This window comes from Bradyrhizobium sp. TM233, assembly GCF_036247965.1.
GTDB classification, from domain to species: Bacteria; Pseudomonadota; Alphaproteobacteria; order Rhizobiales; family Xanthobacteraceae; genus Bradyrhizobium; species Bradyrhizobium ottawaense.
In genome coordinates this window covers 729,780-741,811 of the sequence record NZ_BTIG01000003.1, presented here as the reverse complement: position 1 = coordinate 741,811, position 12,032 = coordinate 729,780, and the positions used below count along the sequence as shown (strand labels likewise).

Genomic DNA, 12,032 nt, shown 5'->3' with positions numbered 1-12,032 from the left:
GATCTAAGTGAAATATGCAGCCAGCCCCGGTGACGCTGACCGTACCGCAGCATTTCGGGGAGGCAATATGATCCAATTCACAATTTTCAGCAGGATTAACTTTCATCAAGGCGGGGTAAGGCCCGCCGGGGCTGGCGGGCCTTCACCTCTGAGCAGAGCCGCGTATGTCCCCACGGCCCGTCCCCAAGGCGCAAGCTGACAGATACTCGCTAATGGCGGGCTAAGATCTTCGGCAAGCTGGCGAGCGTGTGCTAGGTCCATCAGCCGCGCCGATCGTGCGGAACGTCGCGCCACGAGCCGCGGGGGTCGTAGGCCTTTCACTTTTTGTCGGCAGATCTGTGTGAATTTGGACACACACCGGGAATGTTGCGCAAATGTGTGGAACAGCAGCTCGGACATCTGCTTATGTTGGCGGTGACGGCCTCAGTCCCACGAGGCAAGAGCCTGTCCGGAGGCCCCAGCATCATCATGCCCCCGGCCCGATGCTGGGGCCGCCACGGGGGCCGTTTCTCTAAGGGGCGCTGATTGGACGAGACCTGGAGAGTCTTTTTCGCGATAAGTGCGACAGCCATGGTCGCGGCTGGCTCCTTCTTCGCCATCCGGTTTATTATCGGTTTACACCTCTGACTTCGATTTGGATTGATCGCTAGTCCGGTGGGGCACAATGGCAAGTCGTCCATCACCACGGTCGAAGTCAGGGCGAACGTCAGCACCGCGATTGCCGCATCCGCAGATGAACCGCGGCTCGATATCCGACAATCGAACATCATCAGGCCAGCGATCGGCGCTCAGCGCGACGTGATGCCCGCAATGGCAGTAGACCAGGACGCTGCGCAGACCCATCTCGCGCATTTCGCCGAAAGTGATCTTGAGCGGCCGGCCGTCGGCACGGGTCTGTGTGTGGCGTCGAGGGCGAGGCATGCCGCCATCAAAGGGCGGCGGCGGCGAGAGTCAAATTATCAATCCCTTGGGGTGCGGAACGCGAGTGGGCTACTGCGCGTCGCGGTGGCGGAAAAGTCCTCGCATCAATCGTCCTTTTGCGGCGAGGCTGGATACTTCCTGACTAGCCGATCAAGGGGCCCATTGCTTCAGGCTCTGAGCTCGCGAAACCCGAGGACTCTGGCATCAGAGCGGTGCGGTAAACGTCCAGATGCTCTCGCCAGATCTCAGCCGTCGGGCCGCGCAAACCGCGAAGCAAAACAAGCCAGGCCTATTCACATTCCACTCCTGTGCCAGCTCGAGCCTGTAGCGGATGCTAGTGGGGCGACACGAGCGCAGCCACGCTGAATGCGATCACGCAGGCAGCCGCCAATGACCATAGAGCTATTGCGATCTGTTTGGGCATGGCGGGGCCCTCCTGACAACAGCCGCCTCTACGCTCACTGCCGGACGAGCTTGGACCTCATACCGATCAGCATTGTGTAGGCAAGTCGCCGCCAAATGCGGTTCATCAGAACTAACATGTTGGCATCCCCGTGTCTGATGCCGTCAACCTACCAACGTGCCTATTTCCGGACGACTTCGCCGAGGGCTTTAAATGGTTTTGCGCATCGCACGGTGGCCGTGCCAGCCGCCGGCAATGCTGACGGTCCGGCTCGGCGCCCCGGATTTTTCCACTCGGCCGGCTGCCCGTCCATGATTCAAGCACCAGTCCGCCCTGGTACTCCTTTCCCAAGGCCACTACGGCGGGCGCGCTGCCTAGGAATTCGCCTTGCAATCGTGCCCGTCTACTGTCGTAATGCTATGATTATTGAGATGCTTTTCAGTCAAATTGTATTGAGGTCGTGATGAGTATTCCCGATCGCATTTTCGATGCCGCTGTTGCTCTGCACCGACGTGTCGTGTTTCTCGAATGTCAAATTGCTGAACTAGGTGTCCTGCGAAACCGATTAGCGCAAGCTCAGTTGCGCCGTTCGCGGTCAAGGTCGAGTCGTTCAGCTTCCAATAAACTGGGTCGGCGCCGCAGGTGTAGGTAACTTTCGGCGCAACCAACCCCCGAGTTGCCATCTGCCCCTCGTAGCCCCAAGCTATGGGTAATTCGTGAGTCGGGGGATTCATGCAACGGAAGCCGTTTGAGAGCATGTCTCTCGAAGAGCTGTGGCGACTCCACACGGTTGTCAACGACATTCTCGCCAGGAGACTCGTGGCCAAGAAGGAAGAGCTTGAACGACGATTGGGACTGCTCAACCGGGAAGACAAGCCCCCCAATTAATAAGGTCGCCTGGATTGGCGGGCGGCCTTAGGCTGACTAGCCTCAGTGCTAGCACCAGCAGTGCCGCGCCGATCGTGCGGAACGTCGCGGCACGGGCCGCAGGGGGCTGTCACAAGCGACCCCTGCGGCCGTCATGTTACAAGAGCGATAAGTGCGGCATCTCTTGGCTCATGTTCTTGCCGGGAGCTCCGCAGTTTTTTGCAGATGATTGAATCGGGCGTGAGACATCCCGCGCAAAACGGGCGCTCATGCCATTCCTCTCCTCTTTACCGCAGGAGACTGGGAATGATCAGGCCTATCGCTTTTGCTTTCGTCGCTTTAGCACTGGCGGCCGGCGCTGTGCAGGCTCAGCAGGGCATGTCTCGTAAAGGCTTTGTCCGCAGTTTAGATAGCTGCAAGCAGCTTGCTACCGAGCGTGGGTTCTCGAGTGCGGGCGGAATAATGAAGGGACAAGGTCGCGCAAAGCGAGAGTTTGTCGTCAACTGCATGCGCGGCAAACAAACCTGAACGAAGGCATTGAGAACCCGCCGGCTGAGAAGGCCGGCGGGTGTTTCAATTCTGAGATTTGCGGGCCGTCGGCAGACGGTGCCAGCTGCTGGCTTTTCGTTCGGGAACTAAGGAGCTGACGTAGGCGCCAATGGAGCCGGTGACTACTAGCAACGCCTCCGCGATCATCAGCCAGTGCGGCAACTTCAACGTCGCGATAATCGATAGCCACACAGACACCGCCAGTTTTTCTACTCCCAAGCGCGCCTTTGAGCGTCGGCTCCTTGAGAGGATCAACCAGCATTCCCGCTGTTAATCATTCGTGAATTGCCGCCGTGATGCCCGCGCGAATAATAACCGGGGTATGTTGGTAGGGCTGTTGATTACGGGCGGTATCGGCGTCTTGGCAGTGGGAGCCACATTCGCGGCGATCATTTACTACGATGCTTGGTCTGAGCGCAGACGTTAGTAGATGGCCACGAGCGCGCGCGGACCCTCTGCGACGCAGCACAATTGACCTACCAATCGAATGAAGCCTTCGCAGGCCTCCAGCTCCATTTGCCAGGCAAGTAACGATCAGCAACACCATCCGCCTTTGCTGCTTCCGCGAAATTCAGGCCGGAGGGATGAGGAGTCGCTTCAGAATCGACCTTTGGGTGGTCTTCGTCCCGTTTTGGTCTCTGAGTGATATCGGCTGACATGTTGCGCTTCCGTTACCCCCGAATTGCTTAGCAATGCTCGTCGGCAAAAGCTGTAACCGAAGTGTTACATCCCCAGACCGATCGTCCGAAAGTGGCGCAAGGCGGACGCCGCTCCACGTCGCTGCCCGAACAATCTGCGGCGAGGTGCTGGAGACATTTTTCCGCCTACGTGTAGCCTTCTTGGCTCGGCCGGAGCTTGATTCGTCACGCTGGAAACTACTCTCATGCGGGGCGGTAATCTTCGAGACAGACAAACCCGACAGCGCAATTGCCATCTTGAAGCGGCTGAAGTTTTTGTGCCCGAAAAGCTCACAACTCCCACAATTTGACAGACAGTACTCGACCGTGGCCGGCTTCCTCTCCAAGGAGGAGCCGCGATGTCAGATCCGCCGCTGTACGAAGAACACCATGTGCTCAGGCGCCTGAAGCTGCGGGCCTCCGAGTTCGAGGAGCTCCTCAACATCGGCATCGTCGCTCTAGCGCCCTGCTGTACGGCGTAGAAGCAATCGACACTCTGGCGACAGATTATCACACGACGAGGATCGGATGCGCCCTCTGGTGGGACTTTGATCTCAGGAAGCCGCGCTGCCTTCCGGATCACGTTGAGTGGTCACCGCCAGACGTCCCCTTCTATCCCTTCGACAATGAAGAGCAGCAGTGTTGGACCCGTCGATACTTCAAGCTGAAGAGGGCGTGCGCGCCGGGTTCGTATCCCGATCGCCCTGCGCGCCGGCGGGCGAAGTTGGTGGCCAAGGCACGAAGGCGTTCGAGCGGAAGCACGGCATCAAGCGGCCGCGGAAGAGTCGGAGGAAATCGGTGGGGAGGCGTCTGCAGCGCAGAGAATGTCGAGGGCTGAGCTCCGCGATCTTGTTTGGTGCAAACATTGCTCCGCGCAGCACGCGATGTCGGGTTGTCGGAATTCGCGCTGGCAGGTCTGCAAGAGCGCGCTAATCCCGCTCCCGACCCGCGGGCACTTCAACCATAAGGATCCGAAAGAAACGGCCGCCGAAGCCGGCGCTGCAACTGTCGAAGCGAGGCAACGAGAAGGCGGAGAACTGAACCGCGATTCAAACGGGATTCTGTTGGGGTATCCTGCGCCAGCGCTCGGCGGGATGATGGCGGAAAACGACAATTGCGGGCGCAGACAAGTCTACGAAGCGCCGCAATGCCTCCTTCAACGCGAAGTGACATCGACAAAATAACCACTCTTCAGGAACTCGAAGTCGTCATCCTTAGTCGAATAAAGCGCATACCGGTGCTCAATTAGCGCCCGCGACCGGCAGTCCTTATCCTCTAGGCTGCAAGTTACAGCAAAGCCGCTCACCAACAGTTCTTTTGCTACGTCACGACGAACATACATTCGTGTGTTGTCAATGATGAGGGGTTCATATGACTGAGTAAACGACGCTAGCTTGTAGAGCATTGGAATCTTTGCCCACATCTCATGGGCCTCGATTACCTCGGGGCGCTCGGTAGATATGACCTCGTCTAGTGCGCCGTACCCTTGATGGGCAAGGATTCGGTTCGCGAGAATGCCTAAATCCACGATCCTCACGCGTGAGCAACAAAGGCCGACACCACCCACGTCTGGCGTCAGAAAAGTAATACTCGCCCTGCCTGTCAATTCCCGGATCCGATCCACGGCAAGTCCGGTGAGCCGGTAGGATGCTGGCGTTACACCGAATGGAGCAGACTGCGCCTGTGATCTGATTGTCAGATAAGCTTGCGAGAGCGGCGGCTTGGCGCTTGACCACCAGCTGACTACAACCGTTACTATTGTGGCAATCAAAACATATGAGCGTTGCAGTTCACTGCGAAACAACTCGAGTTTCTTAGACCAAAACCCGAATAGAAGAAGTGCAAACGGGAAAACGAGCGTTTGCATTCGCCCCACGTAACCCCAATTAGTCCCTATTGCAGAGTTGAATGCAATTACTCCGAACATGGGAGCAAAGAGATATAACGACTTGGTGAATAGCTCCGTTCGCTGATTAAACGCGTCTAAAAAGCGAGCAAAGTGCAAATACACTATGATAGCTATAGACGAGAACAACAGTGGCATCGCCCTTACGACCTCGAATGCCGCAGAGACCTTTTTGACTAACTCCCTTAGGTTGTCTTCGTGGTAGGGAGGCTGCATTTTGGCGTAGATGGTGTTAGGAACCCAATCCGAGAAAAGCCAGAGCCGCAGGGCCTCTGTCCCACCCAGCACTGCCGTGCCCGTAAGCGCCAGGATCACGAAGTCTTTGGTCCGGCGCTCGTATAAAAGCGGTGCAAGGATGAATGCGTAGTAGACCATTGCCTCAAAACGAGTAAGGAGGAACACACTCCCGAATGCTGCGGCCTGCAACAGATTTGAGCGAAAATATAAATTCCGTACGACTCCAACTCCCGTGAAACACAAGAGCGGCATTTCCATTCCGTTCGCGATTTCGCTCAAAGACATTCCGAGAGCAGCGTATGTCGAGAGCAACAGGGCCGAGGCGAATTTATCGAGTTTAAGATCCTTGGTTAGCAACCAGATCTGAAGGATCGAAAGGCAGAAGAAGAGCCCCGTCATGCCCTGAGCAACGGCGATGGCAGTAGCAAAGCTCGGCTGGAACAGGGCAACGAACGAATTAATTAGGAACCACGCGATAGTGGAAAAACCCTCCACCTGTTCCGAAAGCGGCGTCAGTGCGATGCGGCCGGTCGCAGCGAAGGTCTTCGAGTAAGCGAGTGTGATCGCGCCGTCGTCCCATCCCCGTGTTCCGACTAAGAGGACTACAGCCATCGTGATCGCCACCTGCATTGCAATCGGCACTGCGATCGCAATTTTAGTGTTCGAGTTTCGAATCTCACGGTTCATCTCACGCCTGCCATGTCATCGAAAGAGGATCATTGAGGCAGTCTAGGACTAGCGCAGACGATCATGCTGGCGGGCTCTTTATGGCACCGGCATAACAAGTTAGAGACTTTTTCACCATGAGACCTCAACATCCATCCATTTAAGTTGGCAGCGGGGGTGCGGATTGGCGATGAACCGAGATCTCTAGGAGTTTCATCGTCTCGAACGATTTTGCTTAGAGCTTGCGGCCGAGGCTTCCGATGATATTGAGCGGGCCGGACTATTGGCAGTTGCTGGCGATCTTCGTAGCGTCAGCAGGTTTGTCCCCCGCGGCCCCGTTCCAAGAGCAACACTGACAGATTCTCGCTAATGACGGGCTAAGATCGTGGCGAGGCTGGCGCGCGATATGCTTAGGTTCAGCCGCCGCGCCGATCGTGCGGAACGACGCGGTATCGGCCGCAGGGGCCGTTCTTGTACGACCTTTGCGGCCTCTCTGCTTGTCAGCAGACCTGTGTGAATTTTGACACACATTCGGGAATATTCGGCAACAACGGAACGGCAGGTTGGCGTCGTGCTTTGGTTCCCGGTGACGGCCTCAGTCCCATGAGGCAATAGCCTCCTGTCCGGAGGCCGCAGCATCATGCCCCCCGCCCGATGCTGGGGCCGCCACGGAGCTTGAGGGCTATTTGCAGGCTGGCGTATCTGGCCGCTGTTGAACATAGAATGCGAAAATTGGTTTTTGCGGCCGTCGTGCTTCCATGTCCTTGTCAAATATCTGGCTTGGCTGGGGATAAGCAGACACACGCGGCGGCTCACCGGTAGCCCCTGAGATCAGGCGAACGGCCTTGCGACCGGCGCGGCCTTCAATCCACACGAGGACGCGCAACTGATGCTTACCGGCGACCAGCATCAACGCATCTTCCACGGCCGCACGCGGGGGGTGAGGACCATGGAGGCGGCCCAATGCGAACCGCGTCCCTTGCTTCCGGCCACTTTAAACGATCATCAGTTCCACCAAAGCTTTGCTGACCGAACAATCCTTCTGAGAGAAATTGCCCATGGCAGAACCGCTCCTTATGAAACTGGAAATGATTGCTCCTCTAGGTTGAAAGCCAGATGAAGTCGCAACGCCCTTCAAAGACTCAAAAGCAAAAGCGATCGCGTGAAAAAAGAAGCTATTGGCACGTCGGCCGATCCCGGCCTCTGCATCAGGCCTAACGAGACGTTGCACACGTACTCGCCGCTTGCGATCGGCCTAGTAATGGGGGCCGGGTTTGCAGGCCTTGGGCTCCGTTACCTCGCCCGGGAGCACGCCACCGACGACGCCATTCAGTTCCTGATCCCGTGGTATGCCTTTGCTCGAGATCACGGTATTGCTGCACTGGCCGAACCTTTCACCAACTACACCCCGGTTTATAGCTATCTCCTGCTGATCGCCGCCCATTTTGATTGGCTGGGACAGCCACTGTCCCTCGTGAAAGCGATCTCGGGAGTATTCGAGCTGGGCTGTGCGATCGTCGTCGCCCAGATGGTCTGGCGAGCGACAAAGGTACCGCTGCGCGCGTGCGTGGCCTTCTGCGCGGTTTGGCTTGCACCTACGGTGATCTTCAATGGCGCATTGTGGGGGCAGGCCGATTCGATCTGGACCTTCTTCACCCTGGTTTCCGTGGCGCTTTTCATGCGGGACCGAAATGGCATTGCGCCATTTGCGATGGCGTTTTCTGTGAAGGCTCAGGGCGTGTTCCTGGGACCCTTCGTGCTCGGCATGATTTTGCGCCGCCGGATCCACCTGGCGTGGCTAGCTACCGTTCCCGGGATCTATGTGGTTCTCGCGATTCCGGTTCTCGTCGCCGGCAGATCGGTAGTCTCCGTGTTTGCGGTCTATTTGGACCAAGCTCACACATTCAATCGCCTCACCATGAACGCAGCGAACATCTGGGTGTTGGCTGGAGGAATGCCGTACGCGATCGGGGTCGCGGTCGGCATGGTGCTCGCGGCGGCGAGCGGGCTCGCCTTATCGATCTTCATCGCGCGCTCTCAACGGGCGGGGCCGGAGTTTATTCTGCTGGCCGCATGTGTATCGCTTATGCTCATGCCGTATTTGCTCCCGAAGATGCACGAGCGGTACTTCTACGCGTTCGAGCTTGCGTCGATTGCGCTGGCCTGCCTCAATCCGCGCTATTTGCCCTTCGCGGTGATTGCTCAGATCGACGGCGTGTTATCCTATCTCGCGTTTGAAACCGGAATCGTCCTGGGGGTGCTGCCGGCGGCACTCTGCAACAGCCTTCTCGCGTACTACCTCGTGCTTGATCTTTGGCGGAGCGAACGTCGATTTCGCCTACCGAAGCTAGCCTGGGTCGGCTTCATCGCGTCGGCCGCGGGATTGTTCTCCTATCTGGTCCTCGAAGGACCCGGCTGGGACATATCCCCCGTGTACCTGCTCGCCACGGGTCTCGTCACGGCTGCGGCGCTGCGGCTCCTCAAAGACTCGCAACAGGCGCCCACCAGCGGTCAAGAAGCAGGAACGCCTGACGTTGCGGAAGCTTTGAGTAGTTAGTTAGCTTATCTGGTCCATTTAGACCGAGCATAGTTCGTGATTTCATGAAATCCAGCAGTGGCTTATATTTTTCTCGCCTCGATCACATAAGAGCTCTGGCGGCCTCCCCTCATCGAAGACCGTGGTAGCCAAGACGCCAACTTTTGGTGGGCGCTCCCAGCTGCGACCCCGCTTTTCGCGGCATTCGCACCCCTGGCTGCGATCTAAAACAGGTTCGGCGGCGCCGCATACGCATTCAAATCCGATCTGCTACCTTAGGGGCAGCTCGATGTCTGAGGTCTGCTATGGGTCTTGGCCGTGTAAAAACACCCTTCCCAGGGAAGGCGGTGAGAAGCCAGGACCGGCTCGGTCTCAGGCCACGATCGCGGCCATCAGCTGCTTGCTCCCGACGATGTTCATGACCCGTGTCAGATTATAGGCCAGGACCGAGAGAGCCATCTCGGCGGCTACGTTTGGGAGCGTTTTGGTGAGGAAGTGTGTCGCTCCCATGCGGGCCTTCATCGTACCGAACGGATGCTCGACTGTCTCGCGACGCTGGCGCATGGCTTGTGGGTTTGCATCAAGCCGCTCCTGCACAGCTTCGAGCAGATGCTCATGCTCCCATCGCGTAATCCGCCGCTCTGGCCCGGTCGTGCATTGCGATTTGAGTGAACAATTTTGACAGGCTGTGGTCCAGTAACGCCGCAGCATCTTGCCGTCTTCTTCGTTTGTGTAGCGATACGGCATTCGCTCCCCAGCCGGACAGCGATAGGCGTCCTCCCCTGGCAAATACGCAAAGTCCTGCTTACCGAAGCGCCCCTCGGATTTGGCGCCCGACGTCTGCGGCTTGGGCAGCGTTACCGTGATGCCGGCCTCGTGGCACGCGAGGATCTCTGGGCTGTTGAAGTAGCCGCGATCGGCTACAGCTTCGAGCGTTTCGGTCTTTAGAACGGCCTTCGCCTGCTTGGCCATATTGGCGAGTTGTGCCCGATCGGAACCGCTGTTCGTCACCTCGTGCGTCACGATCAAATGATGTTCGGTGTCGACGGCGACCTGCACGTTGTAGCCGACGACCCCAGAGCCGCGGCCGCTCGTGGCCATCGAACGGCTGTCGGGATCAGTCAGGGAGATTTGCTGATCGGGCGAAGCAAGCATCTGCTTCTCGTAGACAGCAAGCTTGCCCATTTCCTCCTTCAACTTTACTTCTCGGTGAGCCTCGTCACCTTGGCCGCCAGCGCCTCCGCCGGCTCCTGTCGATCGGCCGTGTCAAGTTGGCTCAGATAGCGCGCGACGCTTTCCTCCAGCTGGGCACGCCGCCGTTCCACCTTCGCCCGTGTGAAGTCCTTGTCGCGGTTGTTCACAGCTTTGAACTTGCTGCCATCGATGGCGACGCTCGCCGTCGTGAGAAGACCCATCTGACGACAGAGTTCGACGAAGCGCGCACATACCTTGCGTAGTGCCAGGCCGTTATCCTTGCGGAAGTCCGCAATCGTCTTGTGATCGGGAGCGAGCCGACCCAGCAGCCACATCACCTCGACATTGCGCCCGGCCTCTCGTTCCAGCCGCCGGCTGGACTGAACCCGGTTTAGATAGCCGTAAATGTAAAGCTTGAGGAGAATCGAGGGATGGTACGACGGCCGGCCGGTTGCCTCGGGATCGACCCCGCCAAACCCGAGTCCAGCCAGATCGAGGTCGTCGACGAGGACGTCGATGACGCGAACTGGATTATCCGCGTCGATCCAGTCCTCCACGCATTCAGGAAACAGCGTGCTCTGCCCACGATCCGCACCCTCAACGAAGCGCTTCATCCGAGCCCCCGCAAATCGTGCGGGAATCATATCGCGCGAATCACTTCAAGCGCAGCGTTTTCACACAGCCAGGGTCATGAACGACAAGACTCAGGGTGAGCATATTAGGTCCGCTTTCGGGTGCATAGCGACCAGTTTGAGCCTGCCAGCCGAGCCATGATTCAAGCCATCCATCGGAAGGGGTCGAATCATGCGCTACGAACTCACGGACTGTGAGTGGTGCCATTAAGCCGATGCTGCCGAATAAGTCGCGCGGGTTGCCACTAGTGAATGACCGTCGTGCCCTCAATGGCATCTTCTGGGTCTTGCGATCCGGGGCACCGTGGCGCGACCTGCCGGAAAGCTTCGGTCCGTACACGACCTGCTACAATCGCTTCGTTCGCTGGCGACGGGCGGACGTGTGGGCCGAGCTCATGAGCGTACTGGCTGGTGCCCATGATGCTGCCGTGCAGATGATCGATACGTCCATTGTTCGCGTCCATCAACATGGGGACTGTATCACAAGGAACCAGCGCCAATCGATGGGAAGGTCACGCGGCGGTCTTACAAGCAAGGTCCACGCGGTGGTCGATAGCAATGGTCTGCCGATACAGCTTGCGTTGAACCCCGGCGAGGCGCACGACGTTCGACTTGCCGGAAAACCGCTGTCTCGTCTCAAATCCGGATCAATGCTGCTTGCCGACCGTGGCTATGACGCCGACTGGATTAGGGAGCTTGCCATGAAGAAGGGCGCGTGGGCCAACATCCCGCCGAAAAGCAATCGCCGCGATCCGATCTAATTTAGCCCGTACCTCTATCGCGCTCGCAACGCGCTACGACAGGCTTGCAGAAAACTACCTTGCCTTCGTCCAACTTGCATCTATCCGCCTATGGCTGGCCGCGCGTTATGAGTCCGCGCCCTAGATTGATAGCGCAGAACCGAACATGTGGGGAAGCTTTAGATTCATTCCTCGCTCCGATAAGTATTCCGCGGCGTATGTGGCTTGCGAATTTCTTGGTAACTCGTCGCTTCATCTATGAGACGCATCGTACATGAGCGTTCGAGTTGCTCGGCGATCATTTGGGTGCGGCTGGCGATGCTGTGCTGAGTGGCTTTTAGGACTCCAGCATGTTGTGCGCGCGCAAAGACCTCACAGACCTTTGGCAGGAAGTTCGGCGCGTAACCGAGCGCCTTGACGCCCCGCTTAGTGCGGAACTCAATCTGGTTAGCTATGGCGGCAAGGTCTTCGCCGATGAAGGGCTTGAGACTCTGCACTGTCAAAAAAGCAGGGAGGTGGGCGCCGCTCCTGTAATACTGACGTCCTGTGGGTGGGCGAATGCGGCCTAGGCCCATCATGAGGCCACTCTGAGTGATCACGCGCTGCCCGTTGTCGAGGACCGCAACCTCAATCTCGATGGTTCCGAATTGAAGGACGCCTTCATGCGTCGCTTGCGGCAAGTGTCTCGCCCAGCGGGCTTTAGC

The 12,032-nt window shown here is 57.9% G+C and carries 6 protein-coding genes and 2 pseudogenes; 3 read left to right on the top strand and 5 right to left on the bottom strand.

Annotated elements, in window-relative coordinates; all coding sequences use genetic code 11:
- Window positions 1-615: 615 nt before the first annotated feature.
- Complete coding sequence (locus tag AABA86_RS10485) at window positions 616-921, bottom strand: hypothetical protein (RefSeq protein WP_338306652.1); 306 nt, start codon at window positions 919-921, stop codon at window positions 616-618.
- 1,576 nt (window positions 922-2,497) lie between these two features.
- Here AABA86_RS10485 and AABA86_RS10480 point away from each other — a divergent pair.
- A complete protein-coding gene (locus tag AABA86_RS10480; protein ID WP_338306651.1) occupies window positions 2,498-2,719 on the top strand; it encodes a hypothetical protein in 222 nt (73 codons plus the stop codon).
- Between the two features lie 1,854 nt (window positions 2,720-4,573).
- Here the strand turns inward: AABA86_RS10480 and AABA86_RS10475 are convergent.
- Together AABA86_RS10475 and AABA86_RS10470 are read right to left on the bottom strand one after the other, a co-directional pair.
- Entirely contained in the window at window positions 4,574-6,247 is a 1,674-nt protein-coding gene (locus AABA86_RS10475) for a hypothetical protein (RefSeq protein WP_338306650.1), read from the bottom strand.
- A gap of 661 nt (window positions 6,248-6,908) precedes the next feature.
- Window positions 6,909-7,136, bottom strand: coding sequence for a hypothetical protein (locus AABA86_RS10470; RefSeq protein WP_338306649.1), 228 nt, complete (start codon window positions 7,134-7,136; stop codon window positions 6,909-6,911).
- A 252-nt stretch (window positions 7,137-7,388) separates the two neighbouring features.
- Here AABA86_RS10470 and AABA86_RS10465 point away from each other — a divergent pair, with 252 nt between their 5' ends.
- The gene (locus tag AABA86_RS10465) at window positions 7,389-8,783 is read left to right on the top strand and encodes a hypothetical protein (protein ID WP_338306648.1); all 1,395 of its coding nucleotides are present in this window, start codon (window positions 7,389-7,391) and stop codon (window positions 8,781-8,783) included.
- A gap of 351 nt (window positions 8,784-9,134) precedes the next feature.
- Here AABA86_RS10465 and AABA86_RS10460 read toward each other — a convergent pair.
- Window positions 9,135-10,570, bottom strand: a pseudogene (locus tag AABA86_RS10460) (IS1182 family transposase).
- 190 nt (window positions 10,571-10,760) lie between these two features.
- On the opposite strand from AABA86_RS10460, the pseudogene AABA86_RS10455 reads away from it, so the two are divergent.
- Window positions 10,761-11,473: pseudogene (locus tag AABA86_RS10455) on the top strand (IS5 family transposase).
- Window positions 11,474-11,513: 40 nt separating this feature from the next.
- Here AABA86_RS10455 and AABA86_RS10450 read toward each other — a convergent pair.
- Entirely contained in the window at window positions 11,514-12,008 is a 495-nt protein-coding gene (locus tag AABA86_RS10450; protein WP_338306647.1) for a hypothetical protein, read from the bottom strand.
- Window positions 12,009-12,032: the final 24 nt, after the last annotated feature.

Bases quoted from the DNA above. Each gene is read 5' to 3' on its own strand.
- AABA86_RS10485 (WP_338306652.1), bottom strand. From the start codon at position 921: ATGCCTCGCCCTCGACGCCACACACAGACCCGTGCCGACGGCCGGCCG.
- AABA86_RS10480 (WP_338306651.1), top strand. From the start codon at position 2,498: ATGATCAGGCCTATCGCTTTTGCTTTCGTCGCTTTAGCACTGGCGGCC.
- AABA86_RS10475 (WP_338306650.1), bottom strand. From the start codon at position 6,247: ATGAACCGTGAGATTCGAAACTCGAACACTAAAATTGCGATCGCAGTG.
- AABA86_RS10470 (WP_338306649.1), bottom strand. From the start codon at position 7,136: ATGCTGGTCGCCGGTAAGCATCAGTTGCGCGTCCTCGTGTGGATTGAA.